This window comes from Pseudomonas sp. RG1 (assembly GCF_025910115.1).
In the GTDB taxonomy this organism is placed as follows: domain Bacteria; phylum Pseudomonadota; class Gammaproteobacteria; order Pseudomonadales; family Pseudomonadaceae; genus Aquipseudomonas; species Aquipseudomonas atacamensis.
Map to the genome: position 1 here is coordinate 366956 of NZ_JAPCIK010000001.1, position 19885 is coordinate 386840.

The 19885-nt window shown below is 59.7% G+C and carries 23 protein-coding genes; 8 read left to right on the forward strand and 15 right to left on the reverse strand.

The annotated features are described in order from the left end of the window. Positions 1-9 precede the first annotated feature (9 nt). Positions 10-432, forward strand: a complete 423-nt coding sequence (locus tag OK411_RS01680; protein WP_016772311.1) for a hypothetical protein — start codon at positions 10-12, stop codon at positions 430-432. A 39-nt stretch (positions 433-471) separates the two neighbouring features. Next, positions 472-891, forward strand: coding sequence for a hypothetical protein (locus tag OK411_RS01685; protein WP_264364316.1), 420 nt, complete (start codon positions 472-474; stop codon positions 889-891). Positions 892-898: 7 nt separating this feature from the next. On the opposite strand, the gene OK411_RS01690 is transcribed toward OK411_RS01685, so the two are convergent. Beyond that, complete coding sequence (locus tag OK411_RS01690) at positions 899-1138, reverse strand: DUF1161 domain-containing protein (protein ID WP_016772309.1); 240 nt, start codon at positions 1136-1138, stop codon at positions 899-901. Positions 1139-1378: 240 nt separating this feature from the next. After that, on the reverse strand, positions 1379-1810 hold the full coding sequence (locus OK411_RS01695; RefSeq protein WP_016772308.1) for an OsmC family protein: 432 nt from the start codon (positions 1808-1810) through the stop codon (positions 1379-1381). A gap of 240 nt (positions 1811-2050) precedes the next feature. On the opposite strand from OK411_RS01695, the gene OK411_RS01700 reads away from it, so the two are divergent. Further along, positions 2051-3052: an LLM class flavin-dependent oxidoreductase gene (locus OK411_RS01700; protein WP_039757082.1), complete on the forward strand. Its 1002-nt coding sequence runs from the start codon at positions 2051-2053 to the stop codon at positions 3050-3052. A 172-nt stretch (positions 3053-3224) separates the two neighbouring features. Here the strand turns inward: OK411_RS01700 and OK411_RS01705 are convergent, their stop codons facing one another. Both OK411_RS01705 and OK411_RS01710 read right to left on the reverse strand, forming a co-directional pair. Then, positions 3225-3449 carry a DUF1161 domain-containing protein gene (locus OK411_RS01705; RefSeq protein ID WP_016772306.1) on the reverse strand — a complete coding sequence of 75 codons (225 nt, stop codon included), beginning with the start codon at positions 3447-3449 and terminating at the stop codon, positions 3225-3227. Positions 3450-3578: 129 nt separating this feature from the next. Next, complete coding sequence (locus OK411_RS01710; protein WP_016772305.1) at positions 3579-3794, reverse strand: dodecin; 216 nt, start codon at positions 3792-3794, stop codon at positions 3579-3581. 166 nt (positions 3795-3960) lie between these two features. Here OK411_RS01710 and OK411_RS01715 point away from each other — a divergent pair, with 166 nt between their 5' ends. Next, on the forward strand, positions 3961-4287 hold the full coding sequence (locus tag OK411_RS01715) for a DUF883 family protein (RefSeq protein ID WP_039757078.1): 327 nt from the start codon (positions 3961-3963) through the stop codon (positions 4285-4287). Here OK411_RS01715 and OK411_RS01720 read toward each other — a convergent pair. Beyond that, complete coding sequence (locus tag OK411_RS01720; RefSeq protein WP_264364317.1) at positions 4260-5177, reverse strand: LysR family transcriptional regulator; 918 nt, start codon at positions 5175-5177, stop codon at positions 4260-4262. The genes OK411_RS01715 and OK411_RS01720 overlap by 28 nt on opposite strands. A 113-nt stretch (positions 5178-5290) precedes the next feature. On the opposite strand from OK411_RS01720, the gene trpB reads away from it, so the two are divergent. Together trpB and trpA are read left to right on the forward strand one after the other, a co-directional pair. Continuing rightward, a complete protein-coding gene (gene trpB, locus OK411_RS01725; protein WP_016772302.1) occupies positions 5291-6523 on the forward strand; it encodes a tryptophan synthase subunit beta in 1233 nt (410 codons plus the stop codon). Beyond that, positions 6523-7332, forward strand: coding sequence for a tryptophan synthase subunit alpha (trpA, locus tag OK411_RS01730; protein ID WP_264364318.1), 810 nt, complete (start codon positions 6523-6525; stop codon positions 7330-7332). Before trpB ends, trpA begins: the two co-directional genes overlap by 1 nt. Before the next feature lie 57 nt (positions 7333-7389). On the opposite strand, the gene OK411_RS01735 is transcribed toward trpA, so the two are convergent. The 10 genes from OK411_RS01735 to OK411_RS01780 all read right to left on the reverse strand — a co-directional run bounded on the left by OK411_RS01735 (position 7390) and on the right by OK411_RS01780 (position 17243). After that, positions 7390-9351: a DUF4105 domain-containing protein gene (locus tag OK411_RS01735; RefSeq protein ID WP_264364319.1), complete on the reverse strand. Its 1962-nt coding sequence runs from the start codon at positions 9349-9351 to the stop codon at positions 7390-7392. Next, complete coding sequence (locus OK411_RS01740) at positions 9348-9668, reverse strand: DUF2388 domain-containing protein (protein ID WP_122506363.1); 321 nt, start codon at positions 9666-9668, stop codon at positions 9348-9350. Before OK411_RS01740 ends, OK411_RS01735 begins: the two co-directional genes overlap by 4 nt. 27 nt (positions 9669-9695) lie before the next feature. Continuing rightward, the gene (locus OK411_RS01745) at positions 9696-10013 is read right to left on the reverse strand and encodes a DUF2388 domain-containing protein (protein ID WP_264364320.1); all 318 of its coding nucleotides are present in this window, start codon (positions 10011-10013) and stop codon (positions 9696-9698) included. A gap of 108 nt (positions 10014-10121) precedes the next feature. After that, entirely contained in the window at positions 10122-10439 is a 318-nt protein-coding gene (locus OK411_RS01750; RefSeq protein WP_042608980.1) for a DUF2388 domain-containing protein, read from the reverse strand. A gap of 334 nt (positions 10440-10773) precedes the next feature. Beyond that, positions 10774-10989 carry a DUF1127 domain-containing protein gene (locus OK411_RS01755; RefSeq protein WP_007911656.1) on the reverse strand — a complete coding sequence of 72 codons (216 nt, stop codon included), beginning with the start codon at positions 10987-10989 and terminating at the stop codon, positions 10774-10776. A gap of 321 nt (positions 10990-11310) precedes the next feature. After that, a complete protein-coding gene (locus OK411_RS01760) occupies positions 11311-12804 on the reverse strand; it encodes an acetyl-CoA hydrolase/transferase family protein (protein WP_071173986.1) in 1494 nt (497 codons plus the stop codon). Positions 12805-13018: 214 nt separating this feature from the next. Beyond that, entirely contained in the window at positions 13019-14452 is a 1434-nt protein-coding gene (locus OK411_RS01765; protein ID WP_122506365.1) for an NAD(P)(+) transhydrogenase (Re/Si-specific) subunit beta, read from the reverse strand. Beyond that, positions 14452-14772, reverse strand: a complete 321-nt coding sequence (locus tag OK411_RS01770) for an NAD(P) transhydrogenase subunit alpha (RefSeq protein ID WP_003220416.1) — start codon at positions 14770-14772, stop codon at positions 14452-14454. Before OK411_RS01770 ends, OK411_RS01765 begins: the two co-directional genes overlap by 1 nt. 15 nt (positions 14773-14787) lie before the next feature. Continuing rightward, on the reverse strand, positions 14788-15909 hold the full coding sequence (locus OK411_RS01775; protein WP_016772295.1) for a Re/Si-specific NAD(P)(+) transhydrogenase subunit alpha: 1122 nt from the start codon (positions 15907-15909) through the stop codon (positions 14788-14790). A gap of 437 nt (positions 15910-16346) precedes the next feature. Beyond that, positions 16347-17243 (reverse strand): LysR family transcriptional regulator, encoded by an 897-nt coding sequence (locus tag OK411_RS01780; protein ID WP_136493281.1) that lies wholly within the window; start codon positions 17241-17243, stop codon positions 16347-16349. A 157-nt stretch (positions 17244-17400) separates the two neighbouring features. Here OK411_RS01780 and OK411_RS01785 point away from each other — a divergent pair, with 157 nt between their 5' ends. Beyond that, entirely contained in the window at positions 17401-18582 is a 1182-nt protein-coding gene (locus OK411_RS01785; protein ID WP_024015035.1) for an acyl-CoA dehydrogenase, read from the forward strand. 14 nt (positions 18583-18596) lie between these two features. Beyond that, positions 18597-19817 carry a CaiB/BaiF CoA transferase family protein gene (locus OK411_RS01790; protein ID WP_136493282.1) on the forward strand — a complete coding sequence of 407 codons (1221 nt, stop codon included), beginning with the start codon at positions 18597-18599 and terminating at the stop codon, positions 19815-19817. The last annotated feature ends 68 nt before the right edge of the window (positions 19818-19885 follow it).

Below are 19885 nucleotides of genomic sequence, written 5' to 3' on the forward strand. Positions count from 1 at the left end.
AGCACCGCTATGCGCATGTTGATGCTGACAGGAGGCCTGCTGACGCTGGCCGGTTGTGCCGGATTCGGAATGCCCGACCCCGACCCTTCGCAAGCCTGGATCGATCTTGATGCTCGCCAACACGACACGGCGCTGCAAGCCGTACAAGTCGACGCCACACAGGCTGTCGACAAACGTTATTTCGAAGTGCAGCCCGGCAGCCATGAGCTGAAGGTGCGCTATCAATTCCCGGTCGAGGCCACCAACATCGGCCCGACTGCCGAACCGCTGTGGCGCGATTGCCAGTTGAGCGTGAAATTCAAGGATTTCAACGCCGGCCAGCGCTATCAGCTGCAGGCGGGCAGCATCGGCTTCCGGCCTTGGGCCAAGCTTTATGACGAACAGCGCAAGGTAGTTGGTCAGGGCACGCCGGCGGGCTGTCAGAGCAGTTGATCGGCGCTATGCTGCAAATCCCGTCAAAGGATATCGATCATGCGCAAGTTGACGACATTGCTGGCCGCCAGTGTGCTCGCCGGTTGTCAGAGCCGGTTGCCGGCGGCCGATCCAGACAAAGCCTGGGTCGACTTCGCCATGCCTACCCCCGGCGGCAAAGTGCTGATGGCCGAGCGCCTGGATAAACAGCGCTTGCGCGACGGACGGTTTTTTCAGGTGACGCCCGGTAGTCATGAACTCACCGTGCGCTTTGACTTCGAAGTATTCGGGGGTGGTCAGGGCATGGATACCGATCCGCAAGAGCGGCTGTGTTACATGACCGTGCCCTATGAACACTTCGAGGCCGGGCAGCGTTACCGCCTTGAGGCCCGATCGCTGGCCTTCACGCCAAGTGCACGCTTGATCAATCGTCAGGGGCAGATCGTTGCCAACGAGCGGCAGATCCATTGCGTGCCGTGACAGGCAATCAGCTATCGTTTCTCTGATAGATGATCCGCTTGGTGCCATTCTCGCAAGAACCGACGATCATGGCCGAGTCGTGCTGCTTCGCCTCTTCCGCCGTGATGATTTCCAAGGTGTACGAGGGGATCGCCTTCGCCTGAATCTTGATCTCGATTTCCTTTCTGAGCTCTTCGCAGTCCTTGGGGGCTGCGAAAGCGGACGTGGCCAGTGCACTGCAAAGGATCGCCAAGCCAATACGTTTCATCGATGAAGCTCCTTGAGGCAGCGCGCACGGGTGTGCGCTGAAGCTGCTGTCGATTATTCGACCACAATTCTGCGGAGCGGGTTCTGACTTTGCTCACACCTTGTATTAATTGCCGGCCGCTGAGCAGGTTTCGAGACTGCCTTCGCGAGCAGGCTCGCTCCCACACTGGATCTGCGACGTGCACAAATCCCCTGTGGGAGCGAGCCTGCTCGCGAAGGCGTCAGCCCGGCAAACGCCAAATCAGCTGACCAGCGAAGCCTCGAGAGTGATCTTCGCATTCAGCACCTTGGAAACCGGGCACCCTTCCTTGGCCTTATTGCTCAACTCTTCAAACTGCTGCTGAGTTGCGCCCGGGATCTTCGCCTTGAGAATCAGCTTCACCGCAGTGATCGCGAAGCCGCCGTCAACCTGATCGAGGGTGACTTCGGCGTTGGTGTCGATGCTGTCTGCCTTCAGGCCGGCATCACCGAGAATCATCGAAAACGCCATGGAGAAGCAGCCGGCGTGGGCCGCGCCGATCAGTTCTTCCGGGTTGGTGCCTTTGCCGCCTTCAAAGCGCGCCTTGAAGCCGTACGGCGCTTCGCGCAGTACGCCGGTTTCGGTGGAGATCGAGCCGAGACCGGTTTTCAGATCGCCTTCCCAATGCGCCGATGCCTTTTTCACGATAGCCATGTCTGCCTCCTCAAATATGGCGCGGAACGCCGCGCCGTCGCGGTTTTTACTAGCAAGGCTTCTGAGGATAGACGGCGGAACAAAGTTCAGCCCGGCTGAATCGTTGACTTTTTTAGTAGGAAATTTCGTCGCTGCTATTGAATCTCGGGTATATGCCCTCATTCCATAAAACACGCTTATGGATTTGGCAGGTTTTCGCTCGCAAGAAAAACCTGCCTCCCCACCCGGAGATGCAGGTTCATGAAAAAACTGTCCGACGTTAAATTTTCCACTCTCGACCTGGTGCCGGTGCGCGAAAATGGCAGTGCGGCGCAATCGCTGCGCAACTCGCTGGACCTGGCGCAGCATGCCGAGAAATTCGGCTACACGCGCTTCTGGGTCGCCGAACACCACAACATGGACGGCATCGCCAGTTCGGCCACTTCGGTGTTGCTCGGCTATCTGGCCGGAGGCACGTCGACGATCCGCGTCGGTTCCGGCGGGGTGATGCTGCCCAACCATGCGCCGCTGGTGATTGCCGAGCAGTTCGGCACCCTCGAGAGCCTGTACCCGGGACGCATCGACCTGGGTCTGGGCCGCGCGCCCGGCTCTGACCAGATGACCGCCCGCGCCTTGCGCCGTGAGCGCTCGGGCAGCGCTGACGACTTCCCTGAAGACGTTGCCGAACTGATGCGCTACCTTGGCCCGCGCACCCCGGAGCAACGGGTGATCGCCATGCCCGGCACCGGCACCAACGTGCCGATCTGGCTGCTCGGCTCAAGTCTGTTCAGTGCGCAATTGGCGGGTGAGCGCGGCTTGCCTTACGCCTTCGCCTCGCACTTCGCGCCGCGCTTCATGCACGAGGCGATCCGTATCTACCGCAATCACTTCAAACCGTCGGCGGTGCTCGACAAGCCGTACGTGATGCTCGGCGTGCCGCTGGTGGCAGCGGATACCGATGAGCAAGCCGATTACCTGGCGACGTCGGTGTACCAGCGGATTCTTGCGTTGATGCGTGGCCAGAGCCTGGTGCAGCGTCCGCCGGTGAAAACCATGGACGGTCTGTGGCTGCCCCATGAACGTGAGGCAGTGGGCGATTTCCTCGGCCTCGCCATGGTCGGCGGCCCGCAGAAGATCCGCGCCAAGCTTGAGGTGTTGATCGAGCAGACCCAGGCGGACGAGCTGATTTTCACCAGCGATTTGTATGAGCATGCTGATCGCGTGCGCTCGTACGAGCTGCTGGCGCAGGTGATGAAGGGCTAAGATTCACCACACATACCTTGTGGGAGCGAGCTTGCTCGCGAAGACGGAGTGTCAGGCACTCGATATGTTGACTGACCCACCGGTTTCGCGAGCAAGCTCGCTCCCACATCGGGCACATGGAGCCCACAAAAAAGCCGACGCATCCACGTCGGCTTTTGTATTTCAGGCGCAATCAACCGCGTTTGTAGACGATTTCCTTGCTGCCGCCTTCGCAACTGCCGACGACGTCACCATCAGCCGCCGCACCCTTGTCGACAACCTCCAGCGAATAACCGGAAACGCCTTTGGCGTCGAGCTTCGCGGCGATTTCGCTTTTCAGCTCTTCACATGGCTTGCCGGCTGCAAACGCACCACCCGCAAGGCTCAACAAACCTACTGCCAACATGAACTTCTTCATCGGTCGCACTCCCTGGTCGGATTGAAAGAGGCGGGCATCGAGTCATCCACCCGATGCGCTCACCTTGTAGCGCTTTGCCATTCCCTATGGCACTCGGCCAGCGCGCAAGTTCAGAAGACTAGCTCAAACTCAGCTGGCGGCAATCTTGAAGCCGACTTTCAGCGTGACCTGAAAGTGCGCTACCTGGCCATTTTCGATGTGGCCACGGGTTTCGGTCACTTCAAACCATTCCAGATTGCGCAGGGTCTTGTTCGCCTCGGCCAGTGCATTGTTGATGGCGTCTTCGATGCTGGTAGTGGACGAGCCGACCAGCTCGACTTTCTTGTAGGTGTGATGATCACTCATGGCGTTCTCCTTGGGTTGGAAAGGCGTGTGAAATTGAGCCTAGCAGGCAATTGCACTGATGATTTCGGCGCCGCTGCGCTGCCGAAGTTCAGAATTTCTGCACTTTCTCGACGTGCTGAAGTCCCAACCAACACACGCCACTCATCACCAATGCAGGAGAGCCACCATGGCCAACACCTCTTTACGTAAAGCCTCGTTGCAAAGCATGGAAGCCGAGATCGAGAGTCTGCTCAAATCGTTGGAAAGCTTGAAAGACGATGCTTCGGACGAGTCGCGCAAGACCCTCAAGGCGCTGAAAAGCAACGCCGAAAGTGCGCTGAAACATTCCCGTCATCTGCTCAGCGACGCGTACGAAGAAGTCAAAGTGAAAACCCGCGAGACCGGCATTGCCACTCGTGACTACGCGCAGGAACACCCATGGACCACAGCCGGCGTGGCTGTCGGTGCAATCGGTCTGCTCGCCGCCTACTTTTTGTTCAAGCGCGGTGAGTGATCAGTCTGGCGCAGCTCGTTCTTGAGCCACTGCGCCAGTTGCCGGGCGCGTCCGTCTGCGGCGCGCTTGGGTAGCCACAACGCCAGTTGCGCCGGGGTTTCGCAAAAGCCCCACGGCGCAACCAGGCGACGCGCCTTCAGATCTTCGGTTACCAGCGGCTCCGGCGCGATTGCCACGCCGAGACCTGCAACAGCCGCCTCCAGCAAATAATACAAATGCTCAAAACCTTGCCCGAGCTTCAACGCCCTGGGATCGAGGTGGTTTTGCTGCGCCCAACTGGGCCAGGCTTGTGGGCGAGAGGTGGTGTGCAGCAAGGGCTCATCAAAAAGATCTGCGGCCACAGCGGTGTGCAGCTTCTGATAACCGCTATACAACGGGCTCATTACGGGGCCGATGCGTTCCGCCGCCAGTTCATAGACCTGCATATCGGCCGGCCACGGTGGTTCGGCGAACAGCAACAACGCATCAAGGCCCGGGCGCCGGGGATCGAGATCGCCTTCACCGGCCGACAGGTGCAGACGCAGATCCGGCAAATCGGCATTCAGCCGCCCCAGGCGCGGAATAAACCAGCGCGCCAGCAGGCTCCCGGAACAACCCAGCACGAACGGCGCATCCGCTGTGCTTTGCGTCAGTTCGGCGCAAACACTGCGCAACCGATCGAACGCCTCAGCGCTGGCATCGCGCAGACGCGCTCCGGCATCTGTGAGTTTCAAGCCGCGTCCGTCCTTGACGAACAGGCTCACCCCTAGATGTTCTTCAAGCACCTTGAGCTGGCGGCTGACCGCGCCGTGGGTGACGTGCAGCTGTTCGGCTGCCTGACTAACGCTGTTCAGACGAGCGGTGGCCTCGAAGGCGCGCAAGGCATTCAGCGGGGGAAGGTCATGGCTCATGGTATCTGTGAGTTTTCCTGACAGGTTGCGGCGATCTTATCGGTTTTCAGCCTGGAAAGTCAGGGGTAGAGTGATCGTCATTGTCTTCTGACCGAATTCACCTGGAGCGACCCATGACCCAGACTTCGAACACCTCTGATCTGCGTAACGGCCCTGACGCCAACGGCCTGTTCGGTGCGTTCGGTGGCCGTTATGTAGCGGAAACCCTGATGCCGTTGATCCTCGACCTCGCTCGCGAATACGAAGCGGCCAAGGAAGATCCGGCATTCAAGGAAGAATTGGCCTACTTCCAGCGTGATTATGTCGGACGTCCGAGCCCGCTGTATTTCGCCGAACGCCTGACCGAGTTCTGCGGCGGCGCGAAGATCTACCTCAAGCGTGAAGAGCTGAACCACACCGGCGCGCACAAGATCAACAACTGCATCGGCCAGATTCTGCTGGCACGGCGCATGGGCAAGAAGCGCATCATTGCCGAAACCGGCGCCGGCATGCACGGCGTGGCTACTGCCACCGTTGCTGCGCGTTTCGGTCTCGATTGCGTGATCTACATGGGCACCACCGACATCGAACGTCAGCAGGCCAACGTCTTCCGCATGAAGCTGCTCGGCGCTGAAGTCATTCCGGTCGTGGCTGGCACCGGCACCCTGAAAGACGCGATGAACGAAGCCCTGCGTGACTGGGTGACCAACGTCGACAACACCTTTTACCTGATCGGCACTGTGGCCGGCCCACACCCTTATCCAGCAATGGTCCGCGACTTCCAGGCTGTCATCGGCAAGGAAACCCGCGATCAGCTGCAGGCTCAGGAAGGTCGTCTGCCGGACAGCCTGGTGGCGTGCATCGGTGGCGGTTCCAACGCCATGGGCCTGTTCCACCCGTTCCTCGATGACAAGAGCGTGGAGATCATCGGCGTCGAAGCCGCCGGTTACGGCATCGAAACCGGCAAGCACGCGGCCAGCCTGAACGGCGGGGTGCCGGGCGTGCTGCACGGTAACCGCACGTTCCTGCTGCAGGACGACGATGGCCAGATCATCGACGCCCACTCGATTTCCGCCGGCCTCGATTACCCGGGCATCGGCCCTGAACACGCCTGGTTGCACGACATCGGCCGCGTCCAGTACACCTCGGTAACCGACGACGAAGCTCTTGAAGCGTTCCACAAATGCTGCCGTCTGGAAGGGATCATCCCTGCCCTGGAAAGCGCCCACGCCCTGGCCGAAGTGTTCAAGCGCGCACCGAAGCTGCCGAAGGATCACCTGATGGTGGTCAACCTCTCGGGCCGTGGCGACAAGGACATGCAAACCGTGATGCACCATATGCAACAGTCGCAGCAGGAGAAACACTGATGAGCCGCCTGCAAACCCGCTTTGCCGACCTCAAGCAACAGAACCGCGCCGCGCTGGTGACCTTTGTCACTGCCGGTGATCCTGACTACGACACTTCGCTGGCAATACTCAAAGGCCTGCCTGCCGCAGGTGCCGATGTGATCGAGCTGGGCATGCCGTTCACCGATCCGATGGCCGATGGCCCGGCGATCCAGCTGGCTAATATCCGGGCACTGGGCGCCAAACAGAATCTGGCGAAAACCCTGCAAATGGTTCGCGAGTTCCGTGAAGGCAACAGCGACACGCCGCTGGTGTTGATGGGTTACTTCAATCCGATCCACAAATTCGGCGTCGAGCGTTTCATCGCCGAAGCCAAAGAGGCTGGCGTTGACGGCCTGATCGTGGTCGACATGCCACCAGAGCACAACGAAGAGCTGTGCGACCCGGCGCAGGCTGCTGGCCTGGACTTCATCCGCCTGACCACGCCGACCACCGACGACGCACGTCTGCCGCGTGTGCTCAACGGCAGTTCCGGTTTTGTCTATTACGTGTCGGTCGCAGGTGTCACCGGCGCCGGTGCAGCGACTCTGGAGCACGTGGAAGAGGCGGTTGCACGTCTGCGTCGGCATACCGACCTGCCGATCAGCATCGGTTTTGGCATCCGTACACCGGAGCAGGCTGCGGCGATAGCGCGTCTGGCTGACGGTGTGGTGGTGGGGTCGGCATTGATCGATCACATCGCCAGTGCCGATACGCCTGAGCAGGCAATCGATGGCGTTCTGAGTCTGTGTTCGGCGCTGTCGCAAGGCGTGCGCAAGGCTCGCGGTTAAAGCCGAAGGGAAATAAAAAAGGCTTCAGAACAGGCGTTCTGAAGCCTTTTTTTGTGCTCAGGGCAATTGCAATCCGCCCGAGGCCTTGTGCAGTTTGCGCAGATGTTCGCCAATCTGCTTCACGTTGGCCTCGCTGGCGGCAATCTCGGCGGCGCGCTTGGGTTCGAGCAGCTTGCGCACTTCAGTATCGAGATCGCCGGACAGCGCCAGCAGCTTCTTCTGCCGCTGGCTGCTTTCCGCTTCCAGTCGGCCGAACTCGCTCGGCTGGGGCAGTCCGTAACCTTTAGAGTCGAGCAGTTCCGCCGGGCGGCTGAGGAAACCACTGTTGGCGAGGATCTCCTGCAAGGTCGCGTTAGCCTTGTCCATGCCGCCATTTTCCAGCTCGCGGGCGCCGAGGTAACGTTGCTTGACCTCATCCTGCGCCAGTAACAACTGCCGGCGGAAACTCGCCTGCTCGAGCAGCAACAGCGCGGCACTGGTGCGCAGGTCGGCGCGGTCGAACCATTCGCGGCGTTGCTCAGCGCTGAGTGACAGCCAGTCTTCGACAGTGGTCTGCTTGATCGGCAGCTGCTTCTTCAACACATCGAACATCGCCTGATAACGATCGCGGAACGAGTCGAAGCGGTAACCCAGACGCAGCGCTTCTTTCGGATCGTCGAGCACACTGGTGTCGGCCAGACCACGGCCCTTGAGCACTTCCAGCAAGCCGTTGGGCATGATGCTGTCGAGGCCGACCAGTTGGCTGTTATTGCTGCCGCTGCGCAACAGTTTCAAACCTTCTACCGCGCAGTTGTTGGACAGGAAGAAATAGTTGCCGTCGTAGCTCCAGTGCATCTCGGCAGCATGTTCGACGACGCCTTCGATTTCCTCGCGAGACAGCTTCAGCGGCACCGAAGCGAGACTGCGCAGCTCGGTCTTGGTGTATTCGTCGATCACTTGCGCCAGCGGCAACACGAACAGCCGCGACGGGTATTTGCCGACCAGTCCGTCCCAGCTCGACAGCTGCACATCGCCAACGAAGGCGCGATAGGACAGCACCAGGTGCTGGTCGAGGTCGAGGCGGCAATCCGGGCCACGCGGGCGACCGGGGGCGCAGATCACCAGGCGCAGCATGCTGTGACCCCAGCGGCTGACCCAGTTCTGATTGGCCTCGGCCAGCAGGTAATCGACGGCATAGACCCGTTCCGGATCGACTTGCCCCAGAGGCTGCTTGGCGAAGTCATTGCCCGCATTGAGAAAGGCGAAGCTCTTGCTGCAGGTGTCCTGCGCTGGCGGCGCCCAGCCGAAATGTTCCTTGTAGTAGCGATACAGCGCCGGGCGGCGGCAGGCGTAGCTCGGGTCGAGGAGGAAGTACTCCATGTTGACCGCGACGAATTCCTTGGGACTGGAGATCTCGTAAAGATCCGGACTGCGGGCGATCTGTCGGTTATGTTGTTCACGCTCGCCACGGCGACCGACGTACTGTTGCCACCCGGCCAGATCGAGCAGGCGCGGGTCGTCGCTGATGGTGAAGCGGCGACCGTTCTGCCCGCGACACTCATCGGGCATACCGATCAGCCCGGCGCTGTTGAAGTGTCGGGTGCAGCGCTGGATCAACGTGCGCTCGGCGCTCGGCCATAAACGCGCGCGGTCGTAGATATGCGTGATTTCGTGCAGCACCGTGGCCAGCAGTTCCTGGCGCACAGTGCCGTGGGGGCGATTGGTTTTCTCTTTCGCCGCGCTGCCATCGGTGAGACCGGCGAGCAGTTTGCGATTCAGATCGAGCTCGGACACCAGCGTCGCCTGCCCGTAAGCGTTGGCAGGCATGTCGTCGGTCCAGCCGACGTCGATGCGCCGATCCAGCCGCTCGATGAAGCTCGGCGGCAGTTTCGCCATCGCCTCATCGATCAGCGCCTGACTGGCCTGTTGTTGAGCCGGGCTCAGACCCTCGGTCTTGAGCCGCAATTGCAGGCCGGCGTGGGCGCTGTTGCCGAGCAGCAACAATGCCCCGGCCAGCAGCCAGGCGCCAACGGACTTCACAGCGCGAGAATGGCTTCGGCGAGTACCTGATCACTGGCGTCGCGCGCTTCCGGCACGCGATTACGCAAAGTGTTGAGCGCGGCTTCGAGATGCGCGCCACGGATGTCGCCGTTGCTGGCGACGAAACTGGCGGCGTCGTCGTGGGCTTCGCGGATGATTTTCGAATCGCGAATCGACGTGGTGGTATCGGAAGTGAAATCGATGCTGCGCTGGGAGGCACGAACGATGATGTTACTGGTGGCTACCAGGGTGTGCGCCTGGGCCACATCGGCCAACACAAACAGGCCAAAGGCGGCAGCAATCAGCGGGCTACGCATGGAACGACTCCGGAAGGAAAAGGATAACTATTGGACGAGAATTGCCTCTGCCAGTTCAAGGTCGCTGGCATGAAGTTTCGGCCGGGATTTGCGCAGGTAATGCAGCGCGGATTCCAGCCTTGCGCCTCGCCATTCACCGTCACTGGCAACAAAGGCGGCCGCGTCATCATGAGCGGCGCGCAGCAGTTTACGGTCGAACGGCGCAGAAGACACCATGCTGGTGGCGTAACCGCTGACAACCGTGCCTTGGGTCGACGCATTGAAAGCATCGAAGGCGTTGGCGGACATCGCCCAGCAGGCCGTGAATAAAGTAGAAGAGATGAGCAGGTTTGGAAGAAAGCGCATGGGACTCGACAACTGTTAACGAGCCTGAAGGCTAGCGCAAATGCCCGGACCAGAGCCAGCGTTGAAACATCGGGACACGGCTGGCGTGTCCCGCAATACCGCAAACAATCAGAGGGTCAGAATGGCCTGAGCCAATTGGGCATCGGTGGCATTGAGTTGTGGCGCCTGATGGCGGATGTGATCGAGCGCGCTTTCCAGCTTGACTCCACGGATATCGCCTTCGCTGGCCACGAAGCTGGCGGCATCGTCGCGGGCGGCGAGGACGATCTTGTCGTCACGGAACGAGGAGGTCACATCGGAAGTGGCGTCGGAAGAGGCTTTCAGCGCGCCGACGATCGAGTCGGTGGTGACGATGAAGCTGGTAGCGCTGGCGTTGGCAGCCACGGCCAGCAGGGCGGCGGCACTGAGCAGACGAAGACGGGTCATGATGGAACTCCTTTGGATAAACCGTAGTGAGAGGTGGCTCGGTATCTGAGGAGTCAGACGCCTGTTGCGCAACGTTCGCCACGTTCTGCATGGATATTAGGCTGCCAGATGCGGTTCGCCCAGTGGTGGCCAGTGATACTCCAAAGTTTCTGGATAACTGTACTGGTGGTAGTTAATCTTTTCGTAAATTGTACTTGTACTCGTTCATTTATGCGTTTTAGAGCATTCAAGGCCCCTGAAACGACAAAACCCGTCGTGGTTGCCCACGACGGGTTCTGCTTGTGCAATTCGGGTTGCTGGCGGTGGGTCTGACGACCAGAGCCAGCGACGCTGCTTAGCGCCAGAACGGCTTGCTCAGCTCTTCGTAGCGTTGTGCTTCGCTGATACCGGCGTCAGCCAGCAGACGCGAATCCAGACGGGCCAGTTGGTGGCGGCTGGAGATGCGGCGCTGCCACAACATCAGGTTGGCAATAACGCGCAGAGGCAGGGAAGCCTGGGTGTTTACAGCTTTGTCTTCGAAGAACAGTTCGGAACTGAGTGTACGTTCCATGGTTGACATCCTTCCGCTTGTGGCGGGATCAGGTAGTGGTTTGACTGGTGCCCATGATCCTCTCGTTTGGATAGTCTCTGTAGATACAGTTCATTTGTATTGTGAGTGAGCAGTTAACTGTTTATGGATGGTGTACGGGTCGAAATTGGGCAAACTGTACCTGTCCGCACTTGATTGGTGCATTTCGGCTCGTATCACGGGATTGAGTAGGGCTTTGCTGTAGGAAAAGACCGGTACAGCAGTACAGTTTTTTGCGATCCTGCTTCTCGCGCGCATCCACCGAGGCAAAACTGTGTTTGCCTCGGTGGTTATCTGTGTGAATCACACCGCCAGCATGCGCCCGGTTTCTTCCAAGTTCATATGCCAGCTCAGGGCTTCGCGCAGAATGTGCGGGGTGTGCCCGCCGATTGCACAGGCAGCGCTGAAATAGTCATTCAGTGCCTGGCGAAAGTCCGGATGCACGCAGTTGTCGATGATCACTCGTGCACGCTCCCGTGGCGCCAGGCCACGCAGGTCGGCGAGGCCGACTTCGGTCACCAAGATGTCGACGTCATGCTCGGTATGGTCGACGTGGCTGACCATCGGCACCACGCTGGAAATCGCGCCACCCTTGGCGATCGACTTGGTCACGAATACCGCCAGATGCGCATTGCGCGCGAAGTCGCCGGAGCCGCCGATGCCGTTCATCATCCGCGTGCCGCAGACATGGGTGGAGTTGACGTTGCCGTAGATATCGAACTCCAGCGCGGTGTTGATGCCGATGATGCCCAGACGGCGCACCACTTCCGGGTGATTGGAGATCTCCTGCGGCCGCAGAATCAGTTTGTCCTTGTACTTCTCCAGGTTGCCGAACACGTCGCTGTTGCGCCGCTCGGACAGGGTGATCGAACTGCCCGAGGCGAAGCTCAGCTTGCCGGCATCGATCAGGTCGAAAGTCGAATCCTGGAGCACTTCCGAGTACATGGTGAGGTCTTCGAACGGCGAGTCGATCAAGCCGCACATCACCGCGTTGGCGATGTTGCCAATTCCGGCTTGCAGCGGGCCGAGCTTGTTGGTCATGCGCCCGGCCGCAACTTCCTGCTTGAAGAAGGTGATCAGGTGTTCGGCGATAGCGTTGGTATCAACGTCCGGTACCGACACTGTGGACGGCGAGTCCGACTGCTGAGTGATGACAATCGCAACGATCTTCTCCGGCGGAATCGGAATTGCCGTGCTGCCGATGCGATCGTCGACTTTCACCAGCGGGATTGGCGTGCGCGTCGGGCGGTACGTCGGGATATAGATGTCGTGCAGGCCTTCGAGGTTGGCGTTGTGGGCCAGGTTGATCTCGACGATCACTTGTTTGGCGAAGATCGCGAAGCTGGCCGAGTTGCCCACCGAAGTGGTCGGCACGATGTGGCCTTGTTCGGTGATCGCGACTGCCTCGATGACGGCAATGTCCGGCAGTTTCAACTGCTGGTTGCGCAGTTGCTCTACGGTTTCCGAGAGATGCTGGTCAATGAACATCACTTCGCCGGCGTTGATTGCCTTGCGCAACGTGCTGTCGACCTGAAACGGCATACGCCGCGACAGCACGCCGGCCTCGGTCAGTTGCTTGTCGAGGTCGTTACCCAGACTGGCGCCGGTCATCAGGCTGATCTTCAGCGGCGTGACCTTGGCGCGCTCGGCCAGTGCATGGGGAACGGCCTTGGCTTCGCCGGCGCGGGTGAAACCGCTCATGCCGACGGTCATGCCGTCCTCAATCAGAGCAGCGGCGTCGGCAGCGCTCATCACTTTGTCCAACAACGAAGGCAGGCGAATACGGTCACGGTACATGGATTATTATCTCGGGCAACGAGTAGCAGGATGCGCAGTCTAGTTAATTTGGCCGGCGCCTGTCCCGCTACCAAGGTCGCAAACGAGGCCTCTATTTCGCGGGTTTGCAGTAAAACACCGTTACCGGATCTGCAACAACGCGGCAAATTGTCCAGCGTCTTGCGCAAACAAAAACGCCCCGACAAGTCGGGGCGTTCGCTATTGCAGCGGTGAATTACTCGACCGCTTTGACCATGTCTTCGATCACTTTCTTCGCGTCGCCGAAAACCATCATGGTCTTGTCCAGATAGAACAGTTCGTTGTCCAGACCGGCATAGCCGCTGGCCATCGAGCGCTTGTTGACGATGATGGTCTTGGCCTTGAACGCTTCGAGGATCGGCATGCCGGCAATCGGCGACTTCGGATCGTTCTTCGCGGCCGGGTTGACCACGTCGTTCGCGCCGAGCACCAGCACTACGTCGGCCTGACCGAACTCGGAGTTGATGTCTTCCATCTCGAACACCTGGTCGTAAGGCACTTCGGCCTCGGCGAGCAGGACGTTCATGTGCCCAGGCATGCGACCGGCCACCGGGTGAATCGCGTACTTCACGGTCACGCCGCGATGGGTCAGCTTCTCGGTCAGTTCCTTCAGTGCGTGTTGTGCACGGGCCACTGCCAGACCGTAGCCCGGGACGATGATCACGGTGTCGGCGTTGGTCAGCAGGAAGGTTGCATCATCAGCCGAGCCGGATTTCACCGGACGGGCTTCCTGCGCACCGGCAGGACCTGCGTCTGCCGTATTGCCGAAACCGCCGAGCAGTACATTAAAGAAGGAGCGGTTCATCGCCTTGCACATGATGTACGAGAGGATCGCACCGCTGGAACCCACCAGCGAGCCGGCAATGATCAGCATCGAGTTGTTCAGCGAGAAACCGATGCCCGCCGCCGCCCAGCCGGAATAGCTGTTGAGCATCGACACCACTACCGGCATGTCGGCGCCGCCGATCGGGATGATGATCAGCACGCCCATCACGAACGCCAGCGCCAGCATCAGCGCGAAAGCAGTGAGGTTGCCGGTGAGCATAAAGGTCAGACCAAGAACCAGCGTAGCCAGACCCAGCACGGCGTTCAGCTTGTGCTGGCCACTGAACTGTACCGGTGCGCCCTGGAACAGGCGGAACTTGTATTTGCCCGAGAGCTTGCCGAAGGCAATCACCGAGCCGGAGAAGGTGATCGCACCAATCGCCGCACCGAGGAACAGCTCCAGACGGTTGCCTGCCGGAATCGCATCGCCCAGTTGTTTAACGATACCCAGCGATTGCGGCTCGACCACCGCCGCGATGGCAATGAACACCGCCGCGAGGCCGATCATGCTGTGCATGAACGCTACCAGTTCCGGCATCTTGGTCATTTCAACGCGCTTGGCCATGATCGAGCCGGCGGTACCGCCGACCAGCAAGCCAACGATCACATAACCAATGCCAGCCGTGGCCAGTTCAGCGCCCAACTTATAGATGAGGCCGACCGTGGTGATGATTGCCAGCGCCATGCCGAGCATGCCGAACAGGTTGCCGCGCCGCGAAGTGGTCGGGTGCGACAGGCCTTTGAGGGCCTGGATAAAGCAGATCGACGCGATCAGGTAGAGCGTCGTGACGAGATTCATGCTCATTACTTCGGCGCCTCTTCTTTTGCTTTCGGGGCTTTCTTCTTGAACATCTCAAGCATGCGGCGGGTGACCAGGAAGCCACCAAACACATTGACCGCCGCCAGTGCCACTGCCAGCGTGCCCATGGTCTTGCCCAGCGGCGTGACGGTCAGCGCAGCGGCGAGCATGGCGCCGACGATCACGATCGCGGAAATGGCATTGGTCACCGCCATCAACGGCGTGTGCAGCGCAGGCGTAACGTTCCAGACCACGTGGTAACCGACATAAATCGCCAGCACGAAGATGATCAGGTTGTAGATACCGGGGGAGATAAGCTCTTCCATCGTCTGAATCCCTGCTTAGGCGTTTTTGCGGATGACTTGGCCGTCGCGGCACATCAGGCACGCGGCGACGATGTCGTCTTCGAGGTTGACGTCGAACTGGCCTTCCTTGGTGAACACCAGCTTGAGGAAGTCCAGCAGGTTGCGTGCGTACAGCGCCGAAGCATCGGCAGCGACTTCACCGGCGAGGTTGGTCGGGCCGACGATGGTCACACCGTTTTCCACAACGACCTGATCGGCGACGGTCAGTGGGCAGTTGCCACCCTGGGCGGCGGCGAGGTCGATGACCACCGAGCCCGGCTTCATCTCTGCCACGGTCTCGGCGCTGAGCAGCGTCGGCGCCTTGCGGCCCGGAATCAGCGCGGTGGTGATGACGATATCGGCCTGCTTGGCGCGCTCGTGCACAGCCTGGGCCTGACGCTGCATCCAGCTCGCCGGCATTGGCCGCGCGTAACCGCCGACACCGACGGCGCATTCGCGCTCTTCATCGGTCTCGTAAGGCACGTCGACGAACTTCGCGCCGAGGGATTCGATCTGTTCCTTCACCGCTGGACGCACGTCAGACGCTTCGATCACCGCACCCAGACGTTTCGCCGTGGCAATCGCCTGCAACCCGGCCACGCCTGCGCCAAGAATCAGCACGCGCGCCGCTTTCACGGTGCCCGCAGCAGTCATCAGCATCGGCATGAAGCGTGGGTAATAGTGAGCCGCGAGCAACACCGCTTTGTAGCCGGCGATATTCGCCTGCGACGACAACACATCAAGACTCTGTGCCCGCGAGGTACGCGGCGCCGCTTCGAGGGCGAACGCGGTAATGCCGCATTCGGCCATCTTCGCGATGGTCTCGTTGTTGAATGGGTTGAGCATGCCCACCAGCACCGCACCGCGCTTGATCAGCGTCAGTTCGGCATCGCTTGGCGCGATCACTTTGAGAATCAGCTCGGCGCCAAACGCGTCATTGGCGCTGCCAATGCTTGCGCCGGCCGCTTCATAGGCACTGTCGACGACACTGGCTTTGACGCCAGCGCCGCTTTGCACAGTGACCTTATGGCCTTGGCTGATCAGCTTCTTGATGGTTTCCGGGGTTGCAGCAACCCGTGTTTCACCGGTCTGGGTTTCGAGAGGAACACCAATGTGCACGTCAAATCTCCTGCGTGATCTTATTGAGTAAACCCATGCACTACGGATGGTGCGACTGGGGCGGCCGATCAGCACGATCCCGCCGAATCAGGGCGGGGCGCGGCATTTTGCAGGCGAACTTTATGCCCTTCAAGGGATTATGACGGGTGACGGAAAATTAACTACAAGTCATGCCGTGACCGAATGTCGCAGATGGCCAGTTGAACCCCTTGCAGGCCGTGCCCTGCATGGATTCTGGCTGAATTTGAAAAAAATTCGAATCGGTGGCGTGAATAGGCAGTAATGAGTCGCCATTAGAGGCTCAAAGCCACGTGTTTGGCAGCTTGTGGGACGTCTGTACGACTTTCGGATACAGTCTGCTCAAAAGCGACAAATAGTTATATCTGTAGGGCTTTGGTTTTTCTGACTACGGGGTTAAGTATTGCGCAAAGCCTTTATTATTCTAGGCTGTAGCTCTGCGCTTGATTTACCAGCCAGTCGCGAAATGCCTTCAGCGATGCCGATTCGACCTTTCGCTCCGGAATCATCAGGTAATAGGCCTTGATGCTGGAGAGCGCTTGAGGGTTGGCAACCACCAGACGTTTCTCTGCCAGCTCGCGCTGGATCAGAAACGGCGGAATCAGCGCGACGCCCATGTCGTGCATGGCTGCCTGGGCAAGCATGGAGAATAGCTCGTAGCGTGGGCCGGTCATGTCGCGCGGAATATTCAGCTGTTGCGAGTTGAACCATTGGCGCCAGGCGTAAGGTCGGGTGGTTTGCTGCAGCAGCGGTAGTTCAGCGATGGCTTGCGCTGTCAGCTGCTTGCGATCGCCGAGTAGGGCGGGGCTGCACACCGGCATCGGATTCTCGCCCATCAATCTGTGGGATTCGGTACCCGACCAATCGGCATCGCCGAAGTAGATCGCGGCATCGAATTCGGTGTCGGCAAACAGGAACGGCCGGGTGCGGTTGGTCAGGTTGACGGTCACTTCCGGGTGCTTGAGCTGGAAATCCTTGAGGCGTGGCAGCAGCCATTGCGTGCCGAAGGTCGGGACGACGGCGAGCTCGATGACGTTGGTGCCCTGCTGGCCCATCACCGAAAGGGTGTCGCGCTCCACCGCATCGAGCTGAGTCGCCACCCGGCGACTGTAGGAAAGACCCGCCTCGGTCAGTTTCACTCCACGTCGCGAGCGTCGGAACAGTTCCACGCTGAGGAAATCTTCCAGGCTGGCGATCTGTCGGCAAATGGCGCCTTGGGTGAGCGACAGTTCTTCAGCAGCACGGGTAAAGCTCTCATGGCGGGCGGCAGCTTCGAAACTGATCAGGGCGGCGGTGCTGGGGATCTTCCTGCGCATGTACGTCAACCTCACTAATGCGCCGCATAAAAGGCTATTCGCGACGTTTCGGAGTGAGAAATTAGCACAACAGGATGCGAAATCCTCGTTTGCCGCGATGGCGAACCGCGCCTAGGATCAATGCCACGTTAATTCACCCGATTGCGAGGGCACACTCATGGGCGGTAAAGCTAGTTTCAATTGGATCGATCCCCTGCTGCTGGATCAACAGCTCACCGAAGAAGAGCGGATGATCCGCGACACCGCCGCGCAGTTCGCTCAACAGAGTCTGGCGCCGCGTGTGCTCGAAGCTTTCCGTCATGAGAAGACCGATCCGGCAATCTTCCGCGAGATGGGTGAAGTCGGCCTGCTCGGTGCGACCATTCCCGAACAATACGGTGGCAGCGGTCTGAACTATGTCAGCTACGGTCTGATTGCCCGAGAGGTCGAGCGCGTCGACTCCGGCTACCGCTCGATGATGAGCGTGCAATCCTCGCTAGTGATGGTGCCGATTAACGAATTCGGCACCGAGGCACAGAAACAGAAGTATCTGCCGAAGCTGGCATCCGGCGAATGGATCGGTTGCTTTGGCCTGACCGAGCCGAACCATGGTTCCGATCCGGGCGCGATGATAAGCCGGGCGCGCAAAGTCGATGGCGGCTACAGCCTGACTGGCGCGAAGATGTGGATCACCAACAGCCCGATCGCTGACGTGTTCGTGGTCTGGGCCAAGGACGATGCTGGCGATATCCGTGGCTTCGTTCTGGAGAAAGGCTGGAAAGGTCTGAGCGCTCCGGCGATTCACGGCAAGGTCGGCCTGCGCGCTTCGATCACCGGTGAGATCGTCATGGACAACGTGTTCGTGCCGGAAGAAAACATCTTCCCGGATGTCCGTGGCCTGAAAGGCCCTTTCACCTGCCTCAATTCCGCACGCTATGGCATTTCCTGGGGCGCGCTGGGCGCGGCCGAATTCTGCTGGCACACCGCGCGCCAATACACTCTGGATCGTCAGCAGTTCGGTCGTCCGCTGGCCGCAACTCAGCTGGTACAGAAGAAACTCGCCGACATGCAGACCGAGATCACTCTGGCACTGCAAGGCTGCCTGCGCTTGGGCCGGATGAAGGACGAAGGTACCGCCGCCGTTGAAATCACTTCGATCATGAAGCGCAACTCCTGCGGCAAGTCGCTGGATATCGCACGAATGGCGCGGGACATGCTCGGTGGCAATGGCATCTCCGATGAGTTCGGTGTCGCTCGTCATCTGGTCAATCTGGAAGTGGTGAATACCTATGAAGGTACCCATGACGTTCACGCGCTGATCCTCGGGCGTGCGCAAACCGGTCTGCAGGCGTTCTATTAATAGGAGAGCAGACCATGGGCGCGCTGTCGCATCTGCGGGTTCTGGATTTATCGCGAGTACTGGCCGGGCCTTGGGCCGGGCAAATCCTCGCCGACCTTGGCGCCGAAGTGATCAAGGTCGAGCGCCCGGGCAATGGTGATGACACCCGCGCCTGGGGGCCGCCCTTCCTTAAAGACGCTTACGGCGAGAACACGTCGGAAGCGGCTTATTACCTCTCGGCAAACCGCAACAAGCAATCGGTCACCATCGACTTCACCCGCCCTGAAGGGCAGAAGCTGGTGCGCGACCTGGCGACAAAGTCGGACATTCTGATTGAGAATTTCAAAGTAGGTGGTCTGGCGGCCTATGGTCTGGACTATGAGTCGCTGAAGGCGCTCAACCCGAATCTGATCTATTGCTCCATTACCGGCTTCGGCCAGACCGGCCCTTACGCCAGGCGTGCAGGGTATGACTTCATGATCCAGGGCCTCGGCGGCTTGATGAGTCTGACTGGTCGACCTGAAGGAGATGAAGGCGCTGGCCCGGTGAAAGTGGGCGTGGCGCTAACGGATATTCTTACCGGGCTGTATTCGACGGTAGCGATCCTCGCGGCATTGGCTCATCGCGATCACGACGGTGGCGGCCAGCACATCGATATGGCGTTGCTGGATGTACAGGTCGCATGTCTGGCGAACCAGGCGATGAACTACCTGACCACCGGCAATGCGCCGAAGCGCCTGGGCAATGCGCATCCGAATATCGTGCCTTATCAGGACTTTCCTACGGCGGATGGCGACTTCATTCTCACCGTGGGTAATGACGGGCAGTTCCGCAAGTTCGCCGAGGTCGCGGGGCAACCGCAGTGGGCGGATGATCCGCGCTTCGCGACCAACAAGCTGCGGGTAGCGAACCGCGCGGTGCTGATCCCGTTGATCCGCCAAGCTACGGTCTTCAAGACCACGGCCGAGTGGGTTGCTCAATTGGAGCAGGCGGGTGTGCCTTGTGGGCCGATCAATGATCTGTCGCAGGTGTTTGAAGATCCACAGGTGAAGGCGCGCGGTCTGGCGATCGAACTGCCTCATGCATTGGCGGGAATGGTGCCCCAGGTGGCCAGCCCGATTCGATTATCGGAGACCCCCGTTGAATATCGTCATGCGCCTCCTTTATTGGGTGAGCACACGTTAGAGGTTCTGCAGCGGGTGCTGGGTCTGGGGGCAGGTGCGGTGGCTATGTTGAAGGAAGAAGGCGTCCTTTAAGTCTTCTTCTATATAGAAGACGCTCTTTTCTCATCTGATTGGATGTTTTTTAACCAATTCGCAAGTTA

Excerpts from the sequence above, each read along its gene's own strand:
- OK411_RS01710 (WP_016772305.1), bottom strand. The coding sequence starts at position 3,794 with ATGAGTGATCATCACACCTACAAGAAAGTCGAGCTGGTCGGCTCGTCC.
- OK411_RS01740 (WP_122506363.1), bottom strand. The coding sequence starts at position 9,668 with ATGCGTAGCCCGCTGATTGCTGCCGCCTTTGGCCTGTTTGTGTTGGCC.
- OK411_RS01790 (WP_136493282.1), top strand. The coding sequence starts at position 18,597 with ATGGGCGCGCTGTCGCATCTGCGGGTTCTGGATTTATCGCGAGTACTG.
- OK411_RS01755 (WP_007911656.1), bottom strand. The coding sequence starts at position 10,989 with ATGGAACGTACACTCAGTTCCGAACTGTTCTTCGAAGACAAAGCTGTA.
- OK411_RS01750 (WP_042608980.1), bottom strand. The coding sequence starts at position 10,439 with ATGACCCGTCTTCGTCTGCTCAGTGCCGCCGCCCTGCTGGCCGTGGCT.
- OK411_RS01705 (WP_016772306.1), bottom strand. The coding sequence starts at position 3,449 with ATGAAGAAGTTCATGTTGGCAGTAGGTTTGTTGAGCCTTGCGGGTGGT.
- trpB (WP_016772302.1), top strand. The coding sequence starts at position 5,291 with ATGACCCAGACTTCGAACACCTCTGATCTGCGTAACGGCCCTGACGCC.
- OK411_RS01680 (WP_016772311.1), top strand. The coding sequence starts at position 10 with ATGCGCATGTTGATGCTGACAGGAGGCCTGCTGACGCTGGCCGGTTGT.
- OK411_RS01770 (WP_003220416.1), bottom strand. The coding sequence starts at position 14,772 with ATGGAAGAGCTTATCTCCCCCGGTATCTACAACCTGATCATCTTCGTG.
- OK411_RS01780 (WP_136493281.1), bottom strand. The coding sequence starts at position 17,243 with ATGCGCAGGAAGATCCCCAGCACCGCCGCCCTGATCAGTTTCGAAGCT.
- OK411_RS01685 (WP_264364316.1), top strand. The coding sequence starts at position 472 with ATGCGCAAGTTGACGACATTGCTGGCCGCCAGTGTGCTCGCCGGTTGT.
- OK411_RS01745 (WP_264364320.1), bottom strand. The coding sequence starts at position 10,013 with ATGCGCTTTCTTCCAAACCTGCTCATCTCTTCTACTTTATTCACGGCC.
- OK411_RS01700 (WP_039757082.1), top strand. The coding sequence starts at position 2,051 with ATGAAAAAACTGTCCGACGTTAAATTTTCCACTCTCGACCTGGTGCCG.
- OK411_RS01785 (WP_024015035.1), top strand. The coding sequence starts at position 17,401 with ATGGGCGGTAAAGCTAGTTTCAATTGGATCGATCCCCTGCTGCTGGAT.
- OK411_RS01765 (WP_122506365.1), bottom strand. The coding sequence starts at position 14,452 with ATGAGCATGAATCTCGTCACGACGCTCTACCTGATCGCGTCGATCTGC.
- OK411_RS01690 (WP_016772309.1), bottom strand. The coding sequence starts at position 1,138 with ATGAAACGTATTGGCTTGGCGATCCTTTGCAGTGCACTGGCCACGTCC.
- OK411_RS01695 (WP_016772308.1), bottom strand. The coding sequence starts at position 1,810 with ATGGCTATCGTGAAAAAGGCATCGGCGCATTGGGAAGGCGATCTGAAA.
- OK411_RS01760 (WP_071173986.1), bottom strand. The coding sequence starts at position 12,804 with ATGTACCGTGACCGTATTCGCCTGCCTTCGTTGTTGGACAAAGTGATG.
- OK411_RS01715 (WP_039757078.1), top strand. The coding sequence starts at position 3,961 with ATGGCCAACACCTCTTTACGTAAAGCCTCGTTGCAAAGCATGGAAGCC.
- OK411_RS01720 (WP_264364317.1), bottom strand. The coding sequence starts at position 5,177 with ATGAGCCATGACCTTCCCCCGCTGAATGCCTTGCGCGCCTTCGAGGCC.
- trpA (WP_264364318.1), top strand. The coding sequence starts at position 6,523 with ATGAGCCGCCTGCAAACCCGCTTTGCCGACCTCAAGCAACAGAACCGC.